The sequence below is a fragment of the Stenotrophomonas sp. GW821-FHT09E08 genome, assembly GCF_059416125.1.
In genome coordinates this window covers 1-25,383 of the sequence record NZ_JBWKOO010000005.1, presented here as the reverse complement: position 1 = coordinate 25,383, position 25,383 = coordinate 1, and the positions used below count along the sequence as shown (strand labels likewise).

Below are 25,383 nucleotides of genomic sequence, written 5' to 3'. Positions count from 1 at the left end.
CAATCAATCGCGGGCACGCAGATGCAGGCTGCCGTCGGCGGCGGTATGCACCTGGACCGGCAGGATCTCCGGCAACAGGGCGACCGCCGTCTCGGCACGGTCGGCATCGAACACGCCCGACACCTGCAGTGGTCCCAGTGCCGGGTCGTCCAGCACGATCGGACGGTCGTGATAGCGCTGCAGGATGCGCAGCACCTCGGCCAGCGGCATGCGGTCGAACTGCAGCCGGCCGGTGGTCCAGTCGGCCCGGTCCGGATCCACTGCTTCCGGCGGAGACAGGGACCCCGGCTGGGCCAGCAGGCGCTGCCCCGGCTTCAGCCGCTGCTCGGTGCCGCCGCCATCCACGCTGACACCGACCTCGCCGCGCCAAAGCGTGACCTCGCTGAGATCGCCCTGGCGGTCAACATCGAACACCGTGCCGTAGTTGCGTACCTGTACCGGCCCGGCATCGACCTGGAAGCGGCGCCACGCCGAATGCTGCACCTCGAAGCGCGCATGGCCCTGCGCCAGCAGCACCCGCCGCGAACGCAGGTGGCGACGGACCTGCAGGTGGGTTCCCGCGTCGAGCAGCACGCGGCTGCCGTCCGGCACCTCGATGTCGCGGCGCTCGCCGACGGCGGTCTGGTAGTCACGCACCTGCCAGGCCGGGTCGGCCAGCAGCAGCGCGGCGGCCGCCAGCAACAGCACCGGCAGTACCCGTTTCGCGCCAGATTCGCCGCGCCGCCGCTGCAGCTGCTCCGGGCCTGGCAACGGGAAACGCTCCTTCAGTGCCTCCCGGTGCTGATCGAGCGTGTCCTCGGCGGACGGTTCGGCGGGCGGCGACGGCGGTACCGGATCGGGTGATGCAGGGCTCACCGCAGCGCACCGTGCAGCCGACAGTCGGCCATGGCCAGGCGCAGGTGACGTTCCACCGCCTTCAGGCCGATGCCCATCCGCTGCGCCACTTCGGTCTGGGGCAGCTCGTGGATCTTGTGCAGGATGAACACCTGCTGGCGCCGGCAGGGCATGCGCTCGATGCTGGCGGTCAGCCGCTGCAGCGCCTGCTGGCCCTGCGCCTGGCGCTCGGGTCCGGGGCGCTCGCAGGCGCCTTCGGGAAGCTCGGCGCGGGGCTCCACCCAGTGCCGGCGCAGGTCCTCGGCGCGGCAGCGGTCGACCGCTGCGTCGTGGGCGATCCTGCGCAGCAGCGCGATCGGTTGGCGGGCGTCATGCACGGCCGGACGTTCCAGCAGGCGTACACAGATATCGTGTACCACTTCGCGGGCCAGCCCGGGCGAGCGGAACCGGCGATGCAGGTAGTCCACCAGTTCCTCGTAGTGGCGCACCAGCGAGGTCACCAGCGGCAGCGCAGGTGGGCGGGGAAGTGTCGGCTGGGACATCCGGAAGGGCAGCAAGGGTGAAAGGCGGGTGCCGGGAGGTCATCCCTGCGTAATGACGCAATACTAATGGGAACTGTTCTCGTTTGCCATGCCGCGATCGCCAGGGCGATTGTTCGCCGCGCCTGGAAAGTGAATCCACGATCATCGGCTGGAGCGCAGAATCGCCCACGGTTAGCCTGCCTGCAGGCTCAAGGAGGTGGACCCTTGTAAGGGGGCATTCGGTTTGCGAAGGCGGGACAGTCGGTTTGCGCCCCTCGGCCCGGCTGTCAGAAGTCACTTCAATGGACCTTTGAAGCGGGCCTGAAAGTGATTAGAGAGCAAGCGCCAGCTCCGCATGGGCTCGGCGGGTTCTACTCGCTAACACGGACATGTAATGACCCACTGAAAACCTGCTCAGGTGTTACTTTCCCCGAAGGAGACACCGATGAGCGAAATGATGGAATAAGAGATCAAGCGCTGGACCGCCCGGCGCAAGTCGGCACTGATGCTTGAGATCATCCAGGGCAAGACGACGGTGGCCGCGGCCAGCCGCCAGTTCGACCTGACCCCGGCGGAGATCGAGGGCTGGGTCGAGGACGGCAAGCGCGGCATGGTGCCGATGACCAAACTGTGTCGTTGGTTCGAGATAGCCCGCCGCTAGACGTACTACAAGCCAACCCGGTCACTGCCCAAGGTAAAGCCTGAGCTGGCCGAGCCGATCCAGGACATGATTGAGACAGAGTCCTCGTTCGGCTACCGCACGGTGACAGCTCTGCGGGGCATGAACAAGAACACCGTCCAGCGGATCTTGCAGCTCAAGGGCTGGCAGGGGCGCAAGCGCCCACTTGGCCATCGGCCGCGTATTGAAGCCAAGGTGTCGCGCGCCGAGGGGCCGGACCAACTTTGGGCCACCGACCTGTGCCGCATCTGGGGCGGGAAGGACGGCTGGCTCAGCCTGGCGCTGGTGATCGCCTGTGGCACGCCACAGTTGCTTGGATGGCACCTGTCACGAACTGGCAAGGCCAGCACCGCGTCGGCAGCGCTGGAGCAGGCGTTGATTACCCGCTACGGCCCGCTGGGACGGGTGCCAGCGCCTTTCCTGCTGCGCTCGGACAATGGGCTAGTGTTCAACAGCCGCGACTACACGCGCCTAGTGCGCAGCTACGGCCTGCAGCAGGAGTTCATTACCCCCGCACTGCCCACAGCAGAACGGGATGGTGGAACGGGTAATCCGGACGTTGAAGGAGCAATGCGTGCATCGGCATCGCTTCGAAAGCCAGACCCATGCCCTGCGGGTGATCGCAGACTGGATCGCCTTCTACAACCAAAAGCGCCTTCACCAAGCGTTGAAGATGATGACCCCGGATGCGGCCTATGCCGCTACATTAACCGCATGACCTGAGCAGGAACCGGTGGGTCATTACATGGGCGGCCATCGAGTCCATCGCCAGAATCTACCTGACGAATTGCAGAAAGAACCTCCTGCATAAGCACGCGTTACCGAAGTCCTGAGCAATTGACAGCAAATGAGAGCTCACCATAGATGAGACCTGGGCAGAAGTCAGATTGTTAGGTGCAAAGCGTATCAAAATATTCTTCCTGCCAAGTTCTGAGGATATAGCCCAGAGCGCCCCAGCCTCCTCAGGATCGGTCAAGTGAAGCTTCTCGTGAAACACTAGCAAATCGAAACAGCTCTCGACGCCATCTATCTCACCCAAGGGGACAACCAAGCACCAACTCAAGTGAATGATTTGAGACAATCGCTGAAGTGAACACCAAACATCTTTGCGCAAGAAAGTAGGGCATTCGCCTCTAAGATTCAATGCCTTAGAATCCTCAGATTTATATCCTGGCGGAGGCAACTGCATAGGCCGAGATCTGTCCTGAGCAAAGTACTGTTGCAAACGCTGCCTCTGTGAGTCGAAAAATGCGCCGGACGATGAGTAGGCGACCATGCTGACATCGACGAATTCCCCTCGGAACTCATCAGAAATTTCGATCGACAGAAATTTAACTTTAGAGCGCACGTCACAGATTGGCATATAACTGAAGTTGAGAACCCCCCGACGTGCACATTCAAGAAACTTCTGCCTAACTTGATAGGCAGTTCTTGCGCCCGGGGCGAGAAGAGCCGGAAATGCGTAGGCTTCGGAGTAATTCGAGCTGGCATCTGCTGCAGAGCGAAAGCAGGCCTCCGTAAATCTTTGGTCTACAATTGCCAAGTCAAGATCCGATTTTCCACGCGCAAAGGAATGTCCGTACAACAAGCTCATCCCGTACTTCGCGGAGCCGCATGCATACACTGAATCCAATGCGACGCCTAGTGCACTGGACACACGCTCACGCGCGGAATTTACGACAGTCTCATCAGCTCCATTGGCATCGAGAGAATGATCGCGGTACGCAAAGGCGGATATGTCAGCGGACGAGCATCCTTGCTCATGCAACACAGACAATTTTTTAAGTAAGCTCACTTTCTTGCCCCATCAGTGCGCAACCAACTTAACGCAGCCAACTCCGCGGCAGAATCTGCCATTGAGAGCACCTTAACATCTGGCTGCACTCCGGAAGGGTACTTTCGACCTGTTCTATCCATAAATGTTGCACTCGCGACATGCAGACGATAGCCGCCTGGAAGATCAAAACTTCTGTTCGACGTAGTGTAACCACCCGTGCGCGTGCCAAAGCTTTTTACACCAGGTCGACCGTTAAAAGCGATAGCGACGGCCTCACCAGAGCTCGCCGTCCTTGAGTCAAGTAAGATGGCCACTTTATCCAGGGTGAGATCAGGGATCGAAGATGCCGCAGGATCGATGGTCCAGCTATCGATCGTCCCATCCCTATTCTCTATCCCGCCGATGTGGTCCTGCCCAAGCAAGGGAGCTAGCGCAGAAAGCATTGGCCACATGTTCCCTCCGCTATTCAGACGAAGATCTAAAACCCAATGCCGGACCCCATTGGCATGAAGGCGAGAGAACTCCGAATGAAACATCTCAACAAATCTATCAACCTCTCCGTGGTTACTTCCCGAAAATGGCGGCATCGAAATCAGCGCGGTATTTGGAGCGACTATATCGAAGGTAGGATCGAACTTTGGCCCAGACTCCATCTTAGACGTTACAACATCATCAGGGGACTGAAGAGCGCTATGGTGATCATCAAGCGTCTGCAGAATGCCCTTAATGCGTCGTTCCACCTGCCACGTCGTTTCTCGCTTAACGTCTGACAGGGCCTCATTGCCCTCGACATTGCCCCAATCGACTCTATTAGCAAATAGTGCATGTTCACGGATCAACCGTGTGGCGGCTTGGTATGTTTCTAGCAAAGAAGACGTGCCGTCACTTACTTCATCCCCACTGGCAACTGGAGATAATGTCAGCGACTCCAGCTCGGCGCCGGCGCCATCAAAAATGGCAAGACCCATTATCATTGTTGTGGCGCGGCTATCGACATTGAATCTCCTAACAAGCGTCCCTTGTTCTTCAATGAGAGGAATCTCCGCCGCGTCAATCTTCGCATTTTCATCGTCCACCCTCAGCATCATCTTCGAGCGCCCTTGACCTTCGAGACGATAGTTAGCCCTAATTTCTACCTGTCGACCTTTCAAATGTGATGCATCCAAACGAATTGCAACTCCTCCGTAGCGGCAGTGGCCCTCGCCTTTGGAAGCCCCTATGCGCGCGCCGGCCGTCTGCAAAGGATCACCCTGACCATGCCATACGCATGATTTATCCGGAGACACAGCAAACCACTTGTTCATTTCCTTACCCTGGGTGCATGAAGCGCAAGCGACTGAGAGGATGATCACAAGTAAGATGTACAGGTTACGCATAGGAAATTTCACCAGAGGACTCAATGATGATGGGCCGCCCCTTAATAAGGGTTACATAAGACCTCTTCAGGATCTCCCATATAACCGCCTCCTGATATCTTTGATCCTGCACTAGCATTCTATTGAACCTCATATGAATTATTGCCCACGAAATCGAATACCTCATTTCGTCCGTGTGCGTTACGAGTTCATTTGCGATGTGATCCGACACCGACACTGGAGCGAGCCGCTCGCACCATGAAGAGTCAACGCCTTGGAATGCCAACCCTCCATTTGATAGCGCGAGCCGTGCGGAAGCAAAAAGTCGCCCGATGCGTTTCCTATCGTTCGTAGAAAAGCGTATCTCATTATGAAAATCCTTTGCGGCGCGGTCCGCGAATTTCGAACGAGATTCGACCGATCCGAGACCTAGCGAGATCATCAGGCGGTCTATCGAGACTGCGACACACTTCCAGTAATCTGCGCCCTGATCATCGAGGCGGTCAGCATACTTAAGAAGTGATTGGCTCTCGCATACCCAGAGATCTTCAATTTTCGAAAGCAGCGGATCCCCTCCGTATCTCTGAAGTTCTCGAACGTAGGGGTAAATTGATATCTCTTGAACGACAAATTTCCGCCGAAGGGCATCTAATGCATCCATCAAAGGCACCATCAACTGAGCGCCGCCTCCACCTGCATCACTCCTAAATCTCACGCGGAGATGAAATCCGCGATCATCCCTATATCTAACGAAGAACAAATCAAGTCGTCTCTCCGCCGAGAATTCCGCCAAAACGTCTAATACCAATTGGGCGCTCTGCGCGGCAGAGTATATTTTCAGGTAAAGCCAGTCCATACCGACCGGCTTAACGGCGGCATCGAAGTCTTCAAAGCAGGCGGTCGCGCTAGTACGCCTATCCACCCCAAAGGTATGAACAAGCTGGATCTCATGAGCACGGCGGCCATCATTTGCAGAAAATGCGGGCTGTAGTCCGAAGGGGGAGGCCGTTGTCAGTATGGACTTTTCTGATCGCTTAAGGTGTCGTATCAGCTCAGTTAGCATCCATTCTACCCGGGTATCGAGTGGAATAACCCGATCACCTTGAACCAAGGCCACCTCATGCGGCATCGCCATTTCTTCGCATATCTCATGCCAGCGGTGGATTAGCTTCTCTCCTTTCAATCTGGAAATTTCGTCTATTTTCTCAGCCGATAGGTACCAAGTTGGTCGACTGAGAATGATGTTCTTGAACCTCATTCCCGGCACATAGGGAGCGCTTGGAAAACGGTCACGAAGTGTAGGTATTGAAACCGCATGCCCCTGCGTAGCAACACTACTTAGGAACCTGTAAAGAGGGAGGCTGGCGCGGCGCTCAACTGCATGAGCGTTGCTCATTCGAAGGGAGAGCAGGCGACCCAGAGAGCGAGACTTCACAAGAACCCGGCCGTCCCTGACCAGAACTACCAAGTCCGTGAGATCAATCCGGTGCGCGAGCCTCGAAGGGCCCGCACGTATGCCAATTTCGACATTACTCAGGACAGGGCGTGCGCACACACTACCAAGATCGTCCTCTGGCAAGTGTACGATTTCTGCAGGAATCTCGTCTAAAGAATCATGGGGCAAGCCATCATTGGTGAGAAGCCCCCTTAGTTCCGGCAACTGATATGAGAACCGTCCCATCACCCGACCGGCCCGCTGTGCTCCAACGCTTCGGATTTCTACCAACTCTCCCGTGCTCGATTTCCAGAGGCTCAACCAGGACACGATGGGCGTACGTGGGGAAGTGAGCGGCAAGTCGGTTTGAGATTTCACATTTGGACGCAACTCGACGTATTCCTGCCCCCCAGGGGGGATCATCTTCTCGACCGCGCTAGTTGCGCCTGTTGTCGGCATGACATTGTGCGATTTCGTACCTGATGCTGCGCCAAGGAATCGCAAAATGGCCGGTGCGGAAGATGTCCTCTCAATATAGCCGAGAGCGGAGAGCTCATTGGCGATATCAAGAAGTGGAACCTCGAGATCCCCATATCGCGATGAAAATATATCCACAAATTTCTTCAATCCATTGTTCTTCTCTGAGAACACGGCGAAATGACTTATTGCTTCTTCGACGCTCTTTACCACTCGCGTGGAGATCGCCCCGAGACTTTCCGATGCGTAGAGATCGACCTTCACCGACGCTTCAGCAAGTTCACTATCAATGCCCTGCAGAAGCGCGAGGCGACTGATCGCTCTATCATACGATGACGGAATAGATAGAGGATGCTTTCCGGACAGGCCACTAATTGCAGCTTGAGCATCTGCGGCTCTCCTTCCGAGGGCTTCGCTATCGGCGAAGGAACTAGCCAAATTCCCTAGTAAATCATCAGCAGTAAGATCCAGAAGACCGTCGTTACAAAGCAACTGAGCATCAACTAGTTCATCAAGATACTCACCAACCTGACTTGAGGAGGAGTCGGGGTAGCGCTGCACCACTTTCTCCGCCAGTGAATTGAGGCTCATGCCGCAGCGGGCAAGTCCAAGTATCAACTCCAACGGTCCGTCAAGCTCCACCACCTCATTCCGATACACCCTCTTTCCCTTGCGATTCCGCGAGTAAGCCATCCACGATAAACGCCCATCGCGAACATGCAGCGTGTCGTTGAGGTGGAAGGACAGCTCCGGATGATCACGGTGCTCATGTAGTATCTTGGATACGATTTGACTAATCGTCGCGGTGGACGCTTGGACGTGCCGATGCATTTCACGGCGGACTGGAATGGTGAGCCCCCCAGTTGCGCCAGCTGAGGCTGTTCCAACGCAAGCAAAGGTGCCGAACGGCGTGGGCCTATACGCCATGCGAAAGAGGTACTTTGCGACCGCAGCGATGACATCAATGTCCTTCGCCTCCGTTTCGGGTCGAAGATGGTCATAGCGAGCGAGCAGCTTTGGACTCGCTAGCCATATTGCCTCTCGAATATAAGGGTCATCCATCAGGGCGCGGACCTCCCTTAGTAGAGTATCCGCGCTACAGGATAACCTATTGATGGTTTCAAATGGAAGAACTGCAACTCGGATGAATGCAACATTGGCGGTTGTCATCAGCGCCTGCAACGTAGGCATATTAGTCAAGATCTAATCTCCAGTATCTGTCCATTGCGCACTTCGAGGACCCTATCAGCCAAGTTGATAGTCTGTGGCCTATGGGCAATAACTATCGCCGTTATTCCGCCGTCTCTAACAGCCTCGCCAATTAACTTCTCGTTCTCCAAATCCAGTTGACTTGTTGCCTCATCCAGGACGAGGATTTTTGGCCTCTTGTAGAATGCTCTCGCAAGGAGTATTCGCTGAACCTGTCCGCCAGAAAGGGTGCTGCCCATATCTCCAACGGACGTTCTATAGCCCATGGGCATGCCTTTGATCTCCTTATCGACGCGAGCTCGCCGCGATGCCTCAACAACATCTTCCATGGAAGCGTCATCCTCGAAGAACGAGATGTTCTCCGCGATCGTTCCTGAGAACAGCTGATCGGCCTGCATCACACAGCCGATCGCGTCTCGAACCAGGCGCTTGCCAGCAACTCGAATATCCACGCCGCCCACCGCGATTATCCCTTCTTGATGGTCATGCACGCCTAGCAGGAGCTTGGCAATCGTGCTCTTCCCTGAACCGGAAGAGCCCGTAATGGCTACTACCTCTCCAGCCCGAACTTTAAAGTTCACGCCGTCCAAAATTTTGGGCGTGCCATAGCCATAACTGAACTTTACGTTGGAGAACTCTATTTCACTGCCGACCAATCTAGCTGCGGTAGATTCGGTGTACTTCTCAGGCGATGACAGTGCGATATCCGCGATTCGCTCAGCATGAAATCTGAGTAAACGAAACTGAACTGCGTAATCTGCCAGCTTGGCGAAGCGAAGGGTGAACTGATCACTGTATATAACAAAGGCAACAAGCGTCCCAGATGTCATCTCGCCACTTAGAGCAAGATAACCGCCAACCCACAGTACCGCGATTCTCTGGCCGGCTGTACTTAATGTATTAACAATCTCGAAGAACAGGTCAAGTCGTTGAAATTGTACATTAGTATTGATGACCCTTGCCGTGGCGTTCATGAATCGAACAGATCGGGAAGCGGCCTTGTTGTTTAACCTCAAAGTAAGCATGCCGCGCAAGGACTCGATAAGTTCACCCTGCTGAATGGCTGTTACGTTTACTTGCTTTTGGGCTACATCTTCGTATGCCCGCAAGTAAAGAAACCGCGCAAGCACGTATGCGGCCGCAAAGAGGAAGACGACGCCAGCGAGAATTTTGCTGTAATAAAGGAGTAAGCCAAGCGCCGCAACTGCCATCAAACCATCTATCACAACCACCACAAAGTTGGTAGTCAATGTCTGCTGTATAGCGGAGATTGATCCAAATCTAGCGACAACATCTCCCAGTTGGCGCTTGAAGAAATAATCTAACGGCAGTCTAAGTAGGTGATTATAGGTGTTGGCGTTCCAGCCAATATTTATGTTGCTCGAAATCCAGATTAACATCCACTTTCGCATCGCCTCTGTAACGGCTCGAAGTCCAAGCACTGCTAAAAAAGTAAAACCCAGAAAGTGAAGTAACTGAAAGTCAGAGAACGGCAGAACCTGATCTATAGTTATCCGAAGTTGCTGTGGTACCACCAACAACAGCGCTTCCAGGAACAGCGCGAGCACCAAGACCTGCCCCAGGCTTCTACCTAAGCCATGGATGGATCCTGCGAGCGCCCTGAGAGAGATCGCTTCTGGACGCGTCCTACGCTTGACCTTGACGCCGGCCTCAACCTCCAGAGCTACGCCCGTCGCAAACTCATCAAGTTGCTTCAATGGAATTTTTTGGCGGCCCAGTTTGGGGTCGACAATTGCTGCGTAATCGCGTCCAACTTTCGTAAGAACAACAAAATGTTTCATCTTCCAATGAATTATGCAGGGAAGTTGCAATTGTGCGAGTTCATTTAGATCGTACTTTACAGGGCGTGAAGACAGGCTGATATCGCTAAGAATTTCAATAATATGCTGCAACCCCATTCCACGCGTCGTTACCGGGTACTTTTCACGCAGCTCATAGAGGCTATAGTTGATCCCGTGATAGCCAGCTATCATCGAAATGCATGCCAAGCCGCATTCAGCTTGTTCCGTCTGGAGAACTTCCTTGACCCGCCTCCCAGGCCGCAAGCTAAGTAGTCGCGAATAGTCATTGCCTGAGGTCGGTTTACTATCAATTGGATCTCCGCTCATTTCTGTTCTTCCGTCTTCCTAGTAACTTTCAGAACTGGCTCAAATACCCACTCATATATCGCGCGACTCTCAAGCATGATATCTCCTTCGACGGCCATGCCAACCGAAAGAGCACGAGGGCCGAATTGCGTCAATATCCGATCATCGTTGATTTTTACAAGGACGCGGTAGGAGCTTTCTGTCTTTTCGTCTCCAATTCCCAAGCTACTCCTTACCTCCTCCGACCCCACCGAAATTCTCGTCATCGAGATTACTTCTCCCGAATGAGCGCCAAACTTCTGATGTGGAAAGGCCAAATACCGCAGTCCAACACGAGTGCCCGGCGAGATGAATCCTGAACCAGAAGTGGGCACATACAGCTCCGCCAAGAGAGGCGATTTTTCAGGGACCACTGTCATAATGGCGCCGCCGGCGATTATAGTATCTCCGCTCTTCACCGCGACATTTGTTACGACCCCATCCCGCGGCGACACAATAGAGCTCCGTTCTTGAACATAACTCTCGTTCAGTGCGCGAGTTAGTTCACCACGCTTCCTTTCGAGCTCATTCTTAAGCTTTCTAGTATCTGCTCCCTGCCTGTTCAACTGGAATGCCATCTCTGACCGCGCTCGCATCAGTGATGAACTCTGTGCCACTTGCTGAGCAATCCTCGCCTGGGCCTGTAGCACTGAAGATCTCTGCGCCACTACCTGTGCACCGGATACATACCCACCGTCGAGGATCGATTCATATTTCGACAGCAGCTCCTTCTGTGAATCTAGATCGGCACGGTAGGCGCCAAGCTGCTGGTTTGCCGCAGCAATCTCCGATGTCAGCATAGCCATCCTTTCCATGAGACTTTGCCTTTCTTCCCGTGCGACTTCATTCACGCCGGAAGCCTCCTCCCATAGTCCCAAAATCTCAGACTTAATCCGCGTCTGATCTGATTCAGAAATAGGACCAGCTTTTTCCGATCTAAGATCGCTTGATACTTCAGCCAGAAGTTGGCCGGCACGAATCACATCTCCCTCGCGAACATACAGTTGAACCACCTCCCCAGCGGATCTAGCCTTCACTCGAGCCATGCCTTCTTGCGGGACCAGCACTCCCTTGGCGGTCTCGCGTCGGCTATAGCTCCCAAACACCATCCAAGAAGCCAACGCCATCATTGTCAGTACGGCAAATCCAGCCCACACTGCATGACTAATTGGTGCGCCAACTCGTATTTCCCCAAGAACGGAGCGCCCAGGCCTCTGTTTGGCTCTCATTCTGAAAAGCTCACTCACCACCGACTCTCCATGTAGTTAGTTCGCTCGGATAAAGGCGCCACCGTGCCGGTGGCGCCCAGATTGCAAGCTACGGGCAAACGTCCGTATAGTTGCAGTTATAGGAGATGCAGGTGCCGTCACTATCGCAGACGTTACTCACGCAACCGTCGCTGTCGCAGCCAAAGCTGCCACACCAGTCACTCGTGCAATCGCCACTCGCGCACCAGTCACTTGGATTATCACAGCGGCGGCTCGTGGTCCCAATGCCACCGCTCACCAGCGATACTTCATCATTTGTCAGGATCGTGACTGTACGATTTTTTAGCTTGAGCATCTTGCTATTCCTTGTGCTTGATAGTAGGGGCTACTTCAGTTCCAATGCATTTATCTATTCTATGCTCACCTCCATTCATTGGTTAACCCAAAATTCCGAGTACAGCCATCCAAGGCCGAACTGCGCCCCTCCCCCGAACAGCACGATTCGCAAGCGCAATACCAGCAGCGCCCTCAAGCAATGAACGCCTTACGACTGAGATTCCGTTGTATTCACTTGAGAATGCGGGACCCGACATTTCCAATGAAACCGCCCTCACATCTAGATCACGCGAGAGACTTAGCAAATGCCTGGAAATTTTTGTGGGAAGGTGGGCTGATCTCGATAGGATATTCGTTATAAGGGCGGCTCCAGCAAACCCGTGACAGAGCGAAGCGTCCTTTATTCCATGCTGTCCGGAATTAAATTGCGAGACAATGCCATTTGCGAGAAAATAGATCCTCTCAGTCCATGGTTCTTCCAAACGACATAATTGCTCGAAGAGTAAGCTGAGACCTAATCCGCCATAGCACCAAGCGAGTCTAGATGGCTGCGTTCCACCGATGAAGGAAGGGAATCCTACGGCGCCTGAGTCGAGTTCAATGGAGTGACTCCATATCCGCTCCGCTGCTGCCTTTACAACGTTCTTCTCCGCATGAGAAAGGTCGGCCGCGTATGCCCCGACTGCAACCAAAAGCAACCCTGGTACACCATGCGCAATACCAAGATCCAGTGCTTTCTTCGATGCCGGGACGTTCGGGCTCTGGCACCAGGACGACAGGTGCTCAAAGACTTTTTTGCGAAGAGCCCATTTCAGATAGTCCGAGCCGCCATATGTCGCACGACAGGACGCGTACGCGAGCACACCGGCGAGGCCATTTACAAGATCGAGATCCGGATTCCTCACGACTGAATATTGTTCATGAAGAACTTCGTCAAGATCACTCATTAATTCTGTGGCATGTTGCGGCAGTGCTCCTTGGGGAGCAAGCTGAGTAGCCAGGGCGAAGCCGGTTACGCCTCTATATAGGGACGAATTCAAGGAGCAGGAATCGAGCAGCTCGAGTGTCGCATTAAAATATGCACTGGATGAGTTAAGTCTTGAGGGTAACCTTGAGTCGATATGCTCGTCCGATACGCATAGCAACGAGAGAGGCAATCCATGCCCAAGTGAGTGGGACATCGCCCCCGAAAACTCCAACTCACTAGAGGAGCACAGTCTCGAAAGCAGATCATCTTTCGATGGTTTGGAACTTTTGCAGATGGTGCTTGCCGGAGCTTGAACTTCAGCATTGCCAGGGCGAATTATGGGGCTGGAAGACGCTGCAATGATCTCAAGCATTTCTGAAAAATAGTCGATCAGCGAGACCCAATTTCCATTTCTTTCGGCATCCCTTAGCCTTATTTCATAAGAACCTTTTGCCATTGCGTTGATTATCGATAGAGGAAGGAATAGCTCATCATCAACATGCGCTGCGTTAAGGCGGCAGTTGAACAGAGCTCGCGCCACCCTTCCATTGCCATCCCTGAAGGGATGGATATTTAGAAATACTGCCTGCGCAAATATTGCGCCACCGAGGACTCCGAAACTCTTAGCACTGAGCCCTGCCCTGAGCTGATCAAGGCGATGCTCGATGAGATTGGGCTCGGAAAAAGAGATCAACCTGTCGTCTGGACCGACTATACCGACCTCATGCTTGCGCAGCTGCACGTGCTCATTAACGGCTTGCGAGGCAATATCGCTGAGCCATTGGACGAAGTTGTTGTGTGAGGATATAGCCGAAGTGTACCCTGTTGATGCTCTTTTATAGAGATTGAAGGCGTCAGATTGCTTACACACCCTTCTTGATGCCACGCTTCTTCGAAAGGCATCGCTCGCGTGATCGGCAGGATGCGATAGCCGAGGGGACATGATTTGCCAGAGCTCCTCAGAGCCGACCAGGCTCCTCAGACCGATGTCATTTTTTATCAGCTTTCGAAGCCTCTGCGCGTCTGAGTCAAGCCTGTACAAGCGCCTCATGCAGACATCAGGAAGCTCTCCGGCTCCAGGAAAATCTAAGGAAATAGCGCGATTAAGATCAGCCATTGGCCTTAATTCCAGTCCGATCGATCGCAGCGAAGCAATATCAATCCACTTGGTTCCGTATCATCGCCTTGCTTGCGTTGAGTGTAGAGCAGGGCAAAGTACATCCCAATCTTCAGAACGTCCGAACTATCGATATCAATCGGTATCATGCGCAAATCCAAGCCATGTATTGATTGATTCTTGGCCCACTCTGCGATCGCCGCGGGCCGAAGGAATTCTGATTGATAGAAAACTATACAATCCAGATCCGCGGGTGCTTTCTGTATGTGACAAAAGCTGCCGCCGATCAATACGCTATCTGCGTGAACGCCAATTCTGTCCAACTTGATTAGCGCCGACCCCAAGGATTCGATTAGTTCTTTTCTAGTGTCGTCCAATTCTAAGGAAGTTAGATCAGCCCATGTTGCCATGTAAGGGGATGAACTCTCCGGGCCGCTTCTATCTATAGGTCGGGTGAATTGCGGGAGGCCCAGCATCCATGCATGTCTCAGTTGCATTTTTTCGTCCTCGGAATGGTCTAATCAATAAGGTCAAGGATGGCCAATGAAGTAGTTTCAACCGCAGTTTCGCCCATTATTCGAAAGAGTCCCTTGTTTGAGAGTTATTTGCATGGCTTTGACCATCCTGCGGGTGTGATTATCCCCATGCGTTTCTAGCAGTTGGCAGTTGGCGTAAATTGAGAACGGTCGTTTCATGCGGAATCACATTCGGCCTACTCAATCGCGTGAACAGACGCATCGAAGCGATTTCGTGCAGTGCCCCTTCCATGCCAGGCTCGCTCAAGGCATACCGCTGCGGTAGATGGATGCGAAGCATCGTCTCCAGCGGGCAAGCCTGACGCCCGCGCACGCCCAACGTCGGTTAATGCGGCTCAACCATCGCCAGCAGCGGCTTCCACACTACTACCTGCTCCATCCCCGCCAGATAGATCTCGCGGCGGTTTCGTTTGCGCTTGCCGAGACCATCGGCATCACCCAATGTCAGTTCATGGCAGGCTCTCATCACGGGTCATCATTGCCCCAGAACTTCTTCGGTACGGCACTACATTACAAAGAATTTAATGCGGTGCTTCCTTTTAGAACGTTGTTGGGTGCAGGTACCCCTACGCCCCCATCAACTAAAGTTCAGTGAATATTCACGATCACCAAAATAACTGCGTGGTGTCGGTAGCCTGACGTTTGATCAATCAATACGTGATGGCGCATCTGGGCAAGTAGAGCCCGTTCTACGAACACCGGTTGGCAGCGCAGAGGGGACCAGAACGTCAGTGGGCCGGTGTCATGACTGAACCGCCCGGCTTTCGCGGAGGCTCAACACTCTGAGAGGATTGGGCCATGAGCAAGTCGAACAAGTTCTCGCCTGAGTCGCGCGCGCGGCGAGGATGGTGCAGAAGCAGCGTGGCGAGTACCCGTCGCTGTGGGTGTAATGACCCACTGAAATCCTGCTCAGGTGTTACTTTCCCCGAAGGAGACACCGATGAGCGAAGTGATGGAAGAAGAGATCAAGCGTTGGACGGCCCGGCGCAAGTCGGTGCTGGTTCTTCAGATCATCCAGGGCAAGACGACGGTAGCGGCGGCCAGTCGCCAGTTCGACCTGACTCCAGCCGAGATCGAGAGCTGGGTCGAAGACGGTAAGCGCGGCATGGAGAACGCCCTGGCAGGTGCGCAAGCGCGCACTTGGGCATCTGCCGAGGATCGAGGCGAAGGTGTCTTGTGCCGAACATCCTGACCAGCGCTGGGCCACGGATCTGTGCCGTGTGTGGGGTGGCAAGGATGGCTGGCTCAGCCTGGCACTGGTGATCGACTGCAGCACGCGACAGCTGCTCGGCTGGCACCTGTCCCGCACCGGGAAGGCTAGCACTGCATCAGCCGCGCTGGAGCAGGCGCTGCTCACCCGCTTTGGCACGCTGGGGCGCGTGCCTGAGGCATTTTTGTTGCGCTCGGATAATGGCTTGGACTTCACCAGTCATGATTACACGCGCCTGTTGCGCAGCTACGGCCTGAAGCAGGAATTCATCACGCCGCACTGCCCGCAACAGAACGGGATGGTGGAACGGGTCATCCGGACGCTGAAGGAACAATGCGTGCATCGACACCGGTTCGAGAGCGAGGTCCACGCCATGCGAGTGATCGCTGAGCCTGCGCGAGTGGAGCGGCATCGGCCTGGTGGTGGCCGGGGTGATCGCGCTGGCGACGAAGAAGTAGCGGGATTCAACCCATCACACGGAAGTGCAGGATGCAGGGCGAAGCACACGGTAGAGTCGACTCTACCGTCTCCCTCTACCGCCTGAGGTGGCCTGGCCAAGCGCGGCGGCCATTGCCGCAAGTCTGCCGACCGTGTTGAGGTTGCGGGCGGTGCCTTGCTGGGCATAGGGAATCCGCAGGCGTGAGTCGGCCATGCCGTCGCCATAGTGGACGAAGATCTCGCGTGTACCCAGCACCAGCTGCTCATCGCGCAGGCCGGTCACCCCGGTCAAGGGATCCGTGGGCAGTGCCTCATCCACGAACAGCGCGACCACACGATTGCCGGCGGCGTGCGGGAACGGATTGCCGGCGGCAACCGCCGCGATCTCGGCTGCCGAGCGCACCAGCACACCAACCGGTTTTCCGGCATAGGCCTGCAGCCGTTGGCCAAGGGCTTTCCGCACGCCGGCTTCGTCAAGTCCGCTGCGGAACACCACGTTGCCGCTGGCGATATAGGTGCGGACGTCGGTGAAGCCTGCGTCCTCGCACATCGCCACCAGTTCAACCATCGGCAGCTTGCCGGTGCCGCCGACGTTGACTGCGCGTAGCAGCGCGACATGCACGCTCATGGGGTGCCCGCCTGCAAGCGGTCGTACATGCGCACCAGGTCGACCAGCGTACGCGCGCCCATCTTGCGCATCACCTGTGCGCGGCGCACCTTCACGGTGATCTCGCTCACCCCGAGGTCGCCGGCGATCTGCTTGTTGAGGCGGCCGCGCACCACGCCGTCGACCACCTCGCGTTCGCCGGGGTTGAGGGTGTTCCAGCGCTGCTGCAGGGCGTCCAGTGCCTCGCCGTCACGGCGGCGCTGGCGGTCGATGTCGATTCCCTTGTGGATTGCATCCAGCAGCTCCTGGTCACGGAACGGCTTGGTCAGGAACTCGATGGCACCGTCCTTGATCGCGTTGACACCCATCGCGATGTCGCCGTGGCCGGTGATGAACACCACCGGCAGCTGCAGGCCGTGGCTGCCCATCGTGCGATGGAACTCCAGCCCACTCTGGCCGGGCATGCGCACATCCAGCACCAGGCAGGCCGGTGCATCTTCCAGTTCGTGCTCGAGGAATGCCTGGGTGGAGGCGAAGGCCCGTACCTGCAGGCCCATCGAGGCGAGCAGGTCTTCCAGCGCGGCGCGCACCGACGGATCGTCGTCGATCACATAGACGATGGGCGCTGGATCGGCGGCGGGTGCAGCGGGCTTACGCATGAGGAAGTTCCGTGGCGATGGGCAGGTCAAACACAAAGCAGGCACCCCCGCCGCTGGGGCGCTCGGCTCGGATCCTGCCTTCGTTGGCCTCGATCATCGAACGGCTCAGGCTGAGACCGAGCCCCAGCCCGTGTGATTTGGTGGTCCAGAAGGCATCGAACACGCGCTCAGGATGGTCGATTGGCAGGCCGACACCGCGGTCGCGCACGCTGAGGCTGATCCGCTGTCCGTCGCGTTGGGTCAACAGGGACAGGCGTCGATCAGCGGCGGGCACGGCCTCCATTGCGTCCACCGCATTGAGGATCAGGTTGCCGATCACCTGCTGCACCTGCACGCGATCGGCCTGTACCAGCGGCAGGTCGGCATCGAGCAGCAGGGCCACGGCCACGCCGTGCTGGTCCAGCTCGCTGCGCGACAGCGCCAGCATTTCCTCCACCGCCTGGTTCAGGTCGAAGGCGCGTCGTTCCGGTGCCGCACCCTGGGTCAGGCCGCGAATGCGGGCGATCACGTCACCGGCGCGATGTGCATCGTCCAGGATGCGGGACACGGTCTGCCGGGCCTTGTCGACGTTCGGTGGGTCCTGTGCCAGCCAGCGCTGGCAGGCCTCGGCGCTGCTGGCAATGGCCGCCAGCGGCTGGTTGACTTCATGTGCGATGGAGGTGGTCAGCTCGCCCACGGTCGACGCGCGCGCCACCCGCAGCAACCGGCCCTGCGCTTCCTGCACTGCGGCCTTGGCCGCTTCCATCTTCAACGCGAGGTAGGTGGTGATGCCGATCACCAGCATGCCGATCACCGAATTGACGAGGCCGATGCGATAGGTGCCGAAGCGGGTGAGGAAGAAGCTCAGGGCGGTGAGTGCGATGCAGGCGATGGCCAGGCTGATCAGCCCGCGCGCACTCAGCACTCGTGATGCGGCGAGGATGACCGCTGCATAGAAGCAGGCCGCAGCCACGGCGTAGTCGGTGACGGTATCGACCAGAAAGATCGCCGCCATCACGACGATCAGGGCCAGCAGCACCAGCGGGCGGCGGGGCGACAGCGATGGCATCGGGACGTCTCCCTGGCGTGGGGGGGAAGGATAGCAAAGCCGCCTTGGGTGGATGCGGGCACCCACCAAAGCGATGCCCGGTAGTGCCGGCCGCTGGCCGGCATCTCCAGGATTGTGCCGACCAAGGTCGGCACCTACCAAAGTGGTAGACGGTGTTGCCGGCCAGCGGCCGGCACTAGCGAGCGGCTACTCCTCCAGGCTGGCGTTCCAGAACCCCTGCAACACGCCGGGGGTGGTCGCCAGCGTGGCCAGTACCGCATCCAGTTCGCCGGCATCGACCGTGGTGGCGTACAGCACCGCTTCTATCTCCACGTCGCGCTCGCCGAACGGGCGCTGGTCCACGGCGCGTACCGGGTAGTGCGCCTGTTCCAGCAGCAGCAACAGCTGGTCCAGCACCTCGGCCTGCTGCTCACGTTGGCAGACCACGTTGATCGCATAGGTCGCCTCGCTGAACGCCTCCGGCAACGGCTGCCGCTGGATGCGGTTCACCACCGGCCGCAGCAGGGTGTTGGCGGCCAGCACGAACACGGCCGCCAGTACCGCTTCGGGCAGCAGCTTGATACCCGCACAGGCGCCAACCGCCGCCGAGCCCCAGAGGGTGGCCGCGGTGTTCAGGCCGGACACCTGCGCGCCGTCCTTCATGATCGCGCCGGCGCCGAGGAAGCCGACACCGGAGATCACATAGGCCACCACATGCAGCGGTGAGGGCGGGCCGCCGTACAGGTCGTGGAAGCGCACGGCCAGGTCCACGAACACCGCCGCACCCACCGCCACCAGTGTATTGGTGCGCAGACCGGCGGTGCGTTGGCGCAGCTGTCGCTCCAGGCCGATGACGGTGCCAAGCACGAAGGCCACCGAGAGGCTGATCAACGAGCTCAGGGTCGCGCCGGCGTTGAACGCCGGCAGGTTCGGATTGATGTCCATTGTGGTTCTCCCTGGACAAGGCGGCGGGCGCTTACTGCCAACCGTAGCGACGGATGTAGAACTTCTTCAGTGCCGTGGTCAGTACCGCATAGCCGAACAGGATCGCCACCAGAAACGGCCAGTAGCCGGTCGGCAGGGCCTGCAGCTTGAAGTAGCCGGCCAATGGGCTCATCGGCAGGGCCACGCCGATGGCCATGATCAGGCCGGTCATCACCAGCAGCGGCGGCGCGGCGATGCTCTGCAAGAACGGCACCTTCGGTGTACGGATCATGTGCACGATCAGCGTCTGGGTCAGCAGGCCGACCACGAACCAGCCGGACTGGAACAGGCCCTGGTCGGCCGGTGTGCGCGCATCGAACACGTACCACATCAGGGCAAAGCAGCTCAGGTCGAAGATCGAGCTGATCGGCCCGAAGAACACCATGAAGCGGCCAATGTCTGCCGGGTTCCACTTCAGCGGCTTGCGCACCAGCTCCTCGTCCACGTTGTCGAACGGAATGGCGATCTGCGAGATGTCGTACAGCAGGTTCTGTACCAGCAGCTGCAGTGGCAGCATCGGCAGGAACGGCAGGAAGGCCGAGGCCACCAGCACCGAGAACACGTTGCCGAAGTTGGAGCTGGCAGTCATGCGGATGTACTTCAGCATGTTGTTGAAGGTGCGCCGGCCCTGGATCACACCTTCCTCCAGCACCATCAGGTTCTTTTCCAGCAGGATGATGTCGGCCGCCTCCTTGGCGATGTCCACCGCACTGTCCACGCTGATGCCGATGTCCGCCGCACGCAGCGCCGGTGCATCGTTGATGCCATCGCCGAGGAAACCGACCACCTTGCCCTGCGCACGCAGCTCGCGCACCAGGCGCTCCTTGTGCAGCGGGGTCAGGCGAGCGAACACGCGGTGGTGGTGCAACGCCCGCGACAGCGCGCCGTCATCCATGCGCTCGATCTGCGGACCGGTCAGAATGGTGTCTGCCTCCAGCCCGACCTGCGCGCAGACGCGGGCGGTCACCAGTTCGTTGTCACCGGTGAATACCTTCACCTCCACGCCATGCGCGGCCAGCGCCTGCAATGCCTGCGCGGCCGACTCCTTGGGCGGATCGAGGAAGGCCACGTAGCCGACCAGGGTCAGTCCGCATTCGTCGGCCTGCGAATACACGGTCTGGCTGGCAGCAGTTTCCTTCATCGCCACTGCCACCACACGCAGGCCCTGTTCGTTCAGTTCCTCGGTGGTCTGCCGCACGCGTGCCAGGCGCTGCTCATCCAACGCCTTGTCCTCGCCGTTCTCGCGCACCGTGCTGCATACCGCCAGCATCTCTTCCACCGCACCCTTGCAGATCAGCTCGTGGTGGTCCTCTCGTTCGGACACCACCACCGACATGCGGCGGCGCACGAAGTCGAACGGAATCTCATCCACCTTGTGGTAGTCCTGTGACAGCCGCAGCGAACTCTGCAGCTCAACATGCTCCAGCACCGCGCGGTCGAGCAGGTTGATCAGGCCGGTCTGGAAATGGCTGTTGAGGTAGGCGAACTTCAGCACATCCTCCGAATCGTGACCGAACACGTCGGTGTGCCGTTCCAGCGCGATCTTGTCCTGGGTGAGGGTGCCGGTCTTGTCGGTGCACAGCACTTCCATCGCGCCGAAGTTCTGGATCGCATCCAGGCGCTTGACGATCACCTTGCGCCGCGACAGCAGCACCGCACCCTTGGCCAGGGTGGAGGTGACAATCATTGGCAGCATTTCCGGGGTCAGGCCCACCGCCACCGACAGCGCGAACAGGAACGCCTCGGTCCAATCGCCCTTGGTCCAGCCGTTGATCAGCAGCACGAATGGCACCATCACCAGCGCGAAGCGGATCAGCAGCCAGCTGACACTGTTGACGCCGGCCTGGAACGCAGTCGGTGCGCGGTCGGTGGCGGTGCTGCGCTGGGCCAGGGTGCCGAAGTAGGTACGGTTGCCGGTGGCCAGCACCACGGCGGTGGCGGTACCGGAGACCACATTGGTGCCCATGAACAGCAGGTTGTGCTGCTCCAGCAGGCCGGCCAGGCCATCGCCCGGGTGCGCGAACTTCTCCACCGGCAGCGACTCGCCGGTCATCGCTGCCTGCGCCACGAACAGATCCTTGGCGGTCAACACGCGGCAGTCGGCCGGAATCATATCACCAGCCGACAGCACGATGTGATCACCGGGCACCAGCTCACGGATCGGCAGGTCCAGCAACCGTGCCGGGCGACGGCTGTGCAGGTGCGCACCGAAGTACTGGTCGGCAACGTCCGCCGCCTCGGTGCCTGGATTGCGGCGCAGCACGCGTGCGGTGTTGCCGACCAGCGCCTTCAACCGCTCGGCGGCACGGTTGGAGCGGCCTTCCTGCACGAAGCGGATCAGCGTGGACAGCAGCACCATCGCACCGATCACCACGGTGGCCTTGATGTCCTCGGCCAGCCAGGACACCGCCGCCAGCACGGTCAGCAGCAGGTTGAACGGATTGCGGTAGCACTGCCACAGATGGCGCCACCACGGGAGCGGCTTTTCGTGATCGACCTCGTTGGGTCCGAGCGTGGCCAGCCGCTCCTCGGCCTCGTGTGGGCTGAGGCCATCGACGTGCGAGTCGAGCGCGGCAAGCAGGCGCGGCTCGTCCAGCTGCGACAGGGTGACCAGGCCGGTGGTGAGCGAGAAAGGTGCGGCTTCGGCGCTGCCCGGGCCGAAGCCGGCTTCGGGCATGGCGCGACGGCCGAACAGGTTGCCTGCGCGACGGCTGCGCAGGAAGGCATTGAACCAGGCGTTGAGCAGGCTCATGGGAACTCCTTGAATGTCAGAGCCGGCCGCGGCCGGAATACGAACGGAATGGATGCAACGGATCAGGCGTGGCGCATCGCCAGTACCGCCGGTGACCACGGCTGCATATGCAGGCGCTGGCTGCCACCGATGCACAGCGGCTTCATCGCATCGCGAAGGGGGTAGGGCAGATGGCGCAGCACGTTGATGCGCTCGCTGATCGGCAGCAGCGACAGTGCGTCGGCGACCACGCGCGGCGAACCGAGCGACAGCGAACGGGCAAACGTGACCGGGCCGTGCTGCAGCAGCTGGCTGCGCAGGGCGGCAACATCGCGCTCGCCTATCAGGCGGCGCAGGGTGATGTAGAGGATCTTGTAGGACATGGGGGCGATCTCCAGGCAAGCGGCGCCTGACGATCCCCCGTCACTCAGGCAGGCAGGGACCGGCGGACAGGCGCCAGGAACAGGCAACAGGCAGGCATACGGGGCGCGGGGCGCCCGGCAGGGTCGGGGTCCATCTGCGTCTCCATGAAGGGAGGGAGCCAGCCAGGGTTGTCCTGGCCAGTGGCGCTATTGTCCGCCCCTGAATGGGGTAGTCCTAGAGGCTCGTGGGTTAGCCCGGCTATACCTTGGTATAGCCGGGCAAGCATCGCGCCAATCGATGGCGCATCAAGGGATCAATGCGCGGTGCTGGTCTGCTTGCACACGTCGTACTCGCCGCGGCTCAACGTCTTGTTGCGATCGGTATCGCAGGCGTGCAATCGTTCGGCCCAGTCTGGCGCCACCGCATCCACTTCGGCCAGGGTGACGATGCCGTCCTTGTCCTTGTCCAGCGATTCATAGGCAGGGATGAGCTTCACTTCGGTTACGTCCTCGGCCGCGGTGGCCTTGCTGGCTTCCTGGGTCTTGGAACACGCACCGAGAAGCAGGCCCGCGCAAAGTACGAGAGCGACGGGGAGATAGCGAACACCGGTCATGGCAGGCTCCAGAAGTAGGGAGGTAGGCCAGGGTTGTCCGTGGCCACGGCCGGATCATCGGCGCCTGCCTGTAAGCGAGCTGCGAAGAATCCGCCTGCCTGGCCGGTGGCGGTGGGCCGCCATTCACCGGGCTGCCGTGATCGACGGCGCAGAGGCGGCTGCGCGGAGACGGCTGGGTAGAGTCGACTGTTAGTCGACTGCACTTGGCAGGAAACCGAGATCCCACGCTGCGCGCGAGTGCCGACTAACAATCGACTCTAACGGGTAGGCATCAGTACCGGTCGGCGAACGCATCCGTGGCGCGCACCAGCGCATCGACCGTCGCCGGCTCGTTCGCGCTATGTCCCGAGGTCACCATCTCCAGCTTTGCCTCCGGCCAGGCCTTGGCCAGGTCCCAGGCGCTGCGCGGCGGGCAGATAATGTCGTAGCGGCCCTGCACGATCACGCCGGGCAGATGGCGGATGCGATCGATGTCGCGCAGAAGCTGGTCGGGTTTCAGGAAGATGCCATTGCGGAAGTAGTGCGCTTCGATGCGGGCCTTGGCCAGCGTGTCCAGCGGGTCGTCCGTAGAAACAGCATCCACGTCGTGCTGCAGGGTAGCGGCGTTGTCCTCCCAACCCAGCCAGGCCTGCGCGGCTGCGATGCGGGTGGCCTCATCGGCGCTGTCCATGCGCGTCCAGTAGGCCGCAATCATGTCGCCACGCTCGCCTTCTGGAATGTAGGCCTCGTAGCGATCCCAGCGCTCCGGGAAGATCCAGCGCGCACCACCGTTGGTTTCCGCGAACCAGCGGTTCTCCATCTCGCGGCCAAGGAATACGCCACGCAGGATCAGGCCGGTGGCACGCTCGGGATGTGCCTGCGCGTAGGCCAGCGACAGGGTCGAGCCCCAGGAACCGCCATAGACCAGCCAACGCTCGATGCCGAGGTGCTCGCGCACCTTCTCGATGTCGGCCACCAGTTCCTGCGTGGTGTTGTCGCGCAGCTCGCCGAACGGCGTGGAGCGACCGCTGCCGCGCTGGTCGATCAGCACGATGCGGTAGCGCGCCGGGTCGAAGAAACGGCGATGGGTGGGCGAAATACCCGCACCCGGTCCGCCATGCAGGTACACCACCGGAATGCCCTCCGGCGTGCCGCACTCTTCGATGTGCAGCGTGTGCAGATCGCTTACCGGCAGAGTGAACTCGCGGTACGGCTCGATGGTTGGGTACAGAGTGCGCATGGCGGGTGTCTCACAAGCAGGAGCGGCCAGCATAGCGCCTCGCGCCGACCGAGGCAGGGGGTGTTGCTTGCGGGACGCTGGAAATGGGCTTGCCGATGCGCATAAGCTTCTGGGATGCACGCGACCACGACAAGGACGTCCACGTTCAGCATCAGCCTCGGCAGTGGCGCCCGCGAGCTGCTGAAGTGGATCGCATTGCTGGCCATGACCGGCGACCACGTGGCCAAGGTGGTGTTCGGTGGCTACGTGCCGGTGGTCACTGAACTGGGGCGCATCGCCTTTCCGCTGTTCGCACTGGTGATGGCCTGCAACCTGGCCCAACCGGGCGCCGACCTTCGCAAGTCGATGCGTCGCCTAGCCCTGTGGGGCGTCATCGCCCAACCGCTGCATGCCTTGGTCTTTGGCTCCTGGCTGCCGCTCAACATCCTACTCACGTTCGCCCTGGCTGCCGTGGCGGTGCACGCGCTGGCCAACAACCGGCCCCTGTTGCTGTTGTTGGCGGCGGGTGTACTGCCGATGCTGGTGGACTACCAGTGGGCCGGAGTCGGCAGTGTCCTGCTGGCCTGGATCGCGTTCCGCCATCGCGCGTGGTGGACGCTGCTGATTGCCTTGGCGGCGGTGTGCTGGGCCAACCGGAACGGCTGGGCCGTGCTGGCAGTTCCCGTGGTGCTGCTGGCCGCACGGGTGCAGTGGCAACTGCCACGCTGGCGCTGGATGTTCTATGGGTACTACGTGGGGCATCTGCTGGTACTGGCGGTGGTGGCGCGCGTGCTTTCTTGATCAATGCATGGGTGGTCGTGCCTTGTGTCGGTAGATCCACGCCATACGTGGATGCTTCTGGCGGATTGCCTGGCATTCTGTAGCAACTGTCTTGTCAGGCGGAGGCCATCTGGGCCTCCGCATCCCTTTTGCGGGCGTTGAGGATCACCAGCAT

General features: G+C 58.7%; 20 protein-coding genes and 2 pseudogenes. 5 read left to right on the top strand and 17 right to left on the bottom strand.

Annotated elements, in window-relative coordinates; genetic code table 11:
- Positions 1-3: 3 nt before the first annotated feature.
- Positions 4-855, bottom strand: a complete 852-nt coding sequence (locus AC07M7_RS08555) for a FecR family protein (protein ID WP_495207147.1) — start codon at positions 853-855, stop codon at positions 4-6.
- The gene (locus tag AC07M7_RS08550) at positions 852-1,376 is read right to left on the bottom strand and encodes an RNA polymerase sigma factor (protein WP_136637954.1); all 525 of its coding nucleotides are present in this window, start codon (positions 1,374-1,376) and stop codon (positions 852-854) included. Before AC07M7_RS08550 ends, AC07M7_RS08555 begins: the two co-directional genes overlap by 4 nt.
- Before the next feature lie 448 nt (positions 1,377-1,824).
- Between AC07M7_RS08550 and AC07M7_RS08545 the strand changes: the two are divergent.
- Both AC07M7_RS08545 and AC07M7_RS08540 read left to right on the top strand, forming a co-directional pair.
- A pseudogene (locus tag AC07M7_RS08545) lies at positions 1,825-1,968 on the top strand (DUF1153 domain-containing protein); the annotation flags it as partial.
- A 168-nt stretch (positions 1,969-2,136) separates the two neighbouring features.
- Positions 2,137-2,757, top strand: coding sequence for a DDE-type integrase/transposase/recombinase (locus AC07M7_RS08540; protein ID WP_495207146.1), 621 nt, complete (start codon positions 2,137-2,139; stop codon positions 2,755-2,757).
- A gap of 1,068 nt (positions 2,758-3,825) precedes the next feature.
- Here the strand turns inward: AC07M7_RS08540 and AC07M7_RS08535 are convergent.
- The 7 genes and pseudogenes from AC07M7_RS08535 to AC07M7_RS08505 all read right to left on the bottom strand — a co-directional run.
- A complete protein-coding gene (locus AC07M7_RS08535; RefSeq protein ID WP_495207145.1) occupies positions 3,826-5,115 on the bottom strand; it encodes a S41 family peptidase in 1,290 nt (429 codons plus the stop codon).
- Between the two features lie 64 nt (positions 5,116-5,179).
- Positions 5,180-8,140 carry a thiopeptide-type bacteriocin biosynthesis protein gene (locus tag AC07M7_RS08530; protein WP_495207144.1) on the bottom strand — a complete coding sequence of 987 codons (2,961 nt, stop codon included), beginning with the start codon at positions 8,138-8,140 and terminating at the stop codon, positions 5,180-5,182.
- Between the two features lie 134 nt (positions 8,141-8,274).
- On the bottom strand, positions 8,275-10,416 hold the full coding sequence (locus tag AC07M7_RS08525; protein WP_495207143.1) for a peptidase domain-containing ABC transporter: 2,142 nt from the start codon (positions 10,414-10,416) through the stop codon (positions 8,275-8,277).
- Positions 10,413-11,681 carry an HlyD family secretion protein gene (locus AC07M7_RS08520; protein ID WP_495207142.1) on the bottom strand — a complete coding sequence of 423 codons (1,269 nt, stop codon included), beginning with the start codon at positions 11,679-11,681 and terminating at the stop codon, positions 10,413-10,415. The genes AC07M7_RS08525 and AC07M7_RS08520 overlap by 4 nt, the downstream gene beginning before the upstream one ends.
- Positions 11,682-12,079: 398 nt before the next feature.
- Positions 12,080-14,062, bottom strand: a complete 1,983-nt coding sequence (locus tag AC07M7_RS08515) for a lanthionine synthetase LanC family protein (RefSeq protein WP_495207141.1) — start codon at positions 14,060-14,062, stop codon at positions 12,080-12,082.
- Positions 14,063-14,067: 5 nt separating this feature from the next.
- Positions 14,068-14,472 carry a DUF6932 family protein gene (locus tag AC07M7_RS08510; protein ID WP_495207263.1) on the bottom strand — a complete coding sequence of 135 codons (405 nt, stop codon included), beginning with the start codon at positions 14,470-14,472 and terminating at the stop codon, positions 14,068-14,070.
- Positions 14,473-14,725: 253 nt separating this feature from the next.
- Positions 14,726-15,064 (bottom strand): annotated as a pseudogene (locus AC07M7_RS08505) (transposase); the annotation flags it as partial.
- 474 nt (positions 15,065-15,538) lie between these two features.
- Here AC07M7_RS08505 and AC07M7_RS08500 point away from each other — a divergent pair.
- Together AC07M7_RS08500 and AC07M7_RS08495 are read left to right on the top strand one after the other, a co-directional pair.
- Entirely contained in the window at positions 15,539-15,790 is a 252-nt protein-coding gene (locus AC07M7_RS08500; protein ID WP_495207140.1) for a DUF1153 domain-containing protein, read from the top strand.
- On the top strand, positions 15,768-16,352 hold the full coding sequence (locus AC07M7_RS08495) for a transposase (protein WP_495207139.1): 585 nt from the start codon (positions 15,768-15,770) through the stop codon (positions 16,350-16,352). Before AC07M7_RS08500 ends, AC07M7_RS08495 begins: the two co-directional genes overlap by 23 nt.
- Here the strand turns inward: AC07M7_RS08495 and AC07M7_RS08490 are convergent.
- From AC07M7_RS08490 to pip, 8 genes are all read right to left on the bottom strand, one after another.
- Positions 16,329-16,874 carry a DUF1697 domain-containing protein gene (locus AC07M7_RS08490; RefSeq protein ID WP_495207138.1) on the bottom strand — a complete coding sequence of 182 codons (546 nt, stop codon included), beginning with the start codon at positions 16,872-16,874 and terminating at the stop codon, positions 16,329-16,331. The two genes, AC07M7_RS08495 and AC07M7_RS08490, sit on opposite strands and share 24 nt — an antisense overlap.
- A complete protein-coding gene (locus tag AC07M7_RS08485) occupies positions 16,871-17,512 on the bottom strand; it encodes a response regulator transcription factor (RefSeq protein WP_046982553.1) in 642 nt (213 codons plus the stop codon). Before AC07M7_RS08485 ends, AC07M7_RS08490 begins: the two co-directional genes overlap by 4 nt.
- The gene (locus AC07M7_RS08480; protein WP_046982554.1) at positions 17,505-18,560 is read right to left on the bottom strand and encodes a sensor histidine kinase; all 1,056 of its coding nucleotides are present in this window, start codon (positions 18,558-18,560) and stop codon (positions 17,505-17,507) included. Before AC07M7_RS08480 ends, AC07M7_RS08485 begins: the two co-directional genes overlap by 8 nt.
- A 186-nt stretch (positions 18,561-18,746) precedes the next feature.
- Positions 18,747-19,484: an MgtC/SapB family protein gene (locus AC07M7_RS08475; protein WP_012511185.1), complete on the bottom strand. Its 738-nt coding sequence runs from the start codon at positions 19,482-19,484 to the stop codon at positions 18,747-18,749.
- A 31-nt stretch (positions 19,485-19,515) separates the two neighbouring features.
- Entirely contained in the window at positions 19,516-22,275 is a 2,760-nt protein-coding gene (gene mgtA / locus AC07M7_RS08470; protein ID WP_495207137.1) for a magnesium-translocating P-type ATPase, read from the bottom strand.
- Between the two features lie 62 nt (positions 22,276-22,337).
- A complete protein-coding gene (locus AC07M7_RS08465; protein WP_099481573.1) occupies positions 22,338-22,637 on the bottom strand; it encodes a hypothetical protein in 300 nt (99 codons plus the stop codon).
- A gap of 293 nt (positions 22,638-22,930) precedes the next feature.
- Entirely contained in the window at positions 22,931-23,230 is a 300-nt protein-coding gene (locus AC07M7_RS08460) for an EF-hand domain-containing protein (protein ID WP_495207136.1), read from the bottom strand.
- A gap of 271 nt (positions 23,231-23,501) precedes the next feature.
- Positions 23,502-24,449, bottom strand: a complete 948-nt coding sequence (gene pip / locus AC07M7_RS08455) for a prolyl aminopeptidase (RefSeq protein WP_495207135.1) — start codon at positions 24,447-24,449, stop codon at positions 23,502-23,504.
- Between the two features lie 114 nt (positions 24,450-24,563).
- Here pip and AC07M7_RS08450 point away from each other — a divergent pair, with 114 nt between their 5' ends.
- On the top strand, positions 24,564-25,229 hold the full coding sequence (locus AC07M7_RS08450) for a TraX family protein (RefSeq protein ID WP_046982558.1): 666 nt from the start codon (positions 24,564-24,566) through the stop codon (positions 25,227-25,229).
- Positions 25,230-25,383: the final 154 nt, after the last annotated feature.

Coding starts and splice junctions, on each gene's coding strand:
- AC07M7_RS08550 (WP_136637954.1), bottom strand. CDS start 1,376: ATGTCCCAGCCGACACTTCCCCGCCCACCTGCGCTGCCGCTGGTGACC.
- AC07M7_RS08540 (WP_495207146.1), top strand. CDS start 2,137: ATGAACAAGAACACCGTCCAGCGGATCTTGCAGCTCAAGGGCTGGCAG.
- AC07M7_RS08535 (WP_495207145.1), bottom strand. CDS start 5,115: ATGAACAAGTGGTTTGCTGTGTCTCCGGATAAATCATGCGTATGGCAT.
- AC07M7_RS08530 (WP_495207144.1), bottom strand. CDS start 8,140: ATGGATGACCCTTATATTCGAGAGGCAATATGGCTAGCGAGTCCAAAG.
- AC07M7_RS08525 (WP_495207143.1), bottom strand. CDS start 10,416: ATGAGCGGAGATCCAATTGATAGTAAACCGACCTCAGGCAATGACTAT.
- AC07M7_RS08515 (WP_495207141.1), bottom strand. CDS start 14,062: ATGGCTGATCTTAATCGCGCTATTTCCTTAGATTTTCCTGGAGCCGGA.
- AC07M7_RS08510 (WP_495207263.1), bottom strand. CDS start 14,472: ATGGCAACATGGGCTGATCTAACTTCCTTAGAATTGGACGACACTAGA.
- AC07M7_RS08500 (WP_495207140.1), top strand. CDS start 15,539: ATGAGCGAAGTGATGGAAGAAGAGATCAAGCGTTGGACGGCCCGGCGC.
- AC07M7_RS08490 (WP_495207138.1), bottom strand. CDS start 16,874: ATGAGCGTGCATGTCGCGCTGCTACGCGCAGTCAACGTCGGCGGCACC.
- AC07M7_RS08485 (WP_046982553.1), bottom strand. CDS start 17,512: ATGCGTAAGCCCGCTGCACCCGCCGCCGATCCAGCGCCCATCGTCTAT.
- AC07M7_RS08480 (WP_046982554.1), bottom strand. CDS start 18,560: ATGCCATCGCTGTCGCCCCGCCGCCCGCTGGTGCTGCTGGCCCTGATC.
- AC07M7_RS08475 (WP_012511185.1), bottom strand. CDS start 19,484: ATGGACATCAATCCGAACCTGCCGGCGTTCAACGCCGGCGCGACCCTG.
- mgtA (WP_495207137.1), bottom strand. CDS start 22,275: ATGAGCCTGCTCAACGCCTGGTTCAATGCCTTCCTGCGCAGCCGTCGC.
- AC07M7_RS08465 (WP_099481573.1), bottom strand. CDS start 22,637: ATGTCCTACAAGATCCTCTACATCACCCTGCGCCGCCTGATAGGCGAG.
- AC07M7_RS08460 (WP_495207136.1), bottom strand. CDS start 23,230: ATGACCGGTGTTCGCTATCTCCCCGTCGCTCTCGTACTTTGCGCGGGC.
- pip (WP_495207135.1), bottom strand. CDS start 24,449: ATGCGCACTCTGTACCCAACCATCGAGCCGTACCGCGAGTTCACTCTG.
- AC07M7_RS08450 (WP_046982558.1), top strand. CDS start 24,564: ATGCACGCGACCACGACAAGGACGTCCACGTTCAGCATCAGCCTCGGC.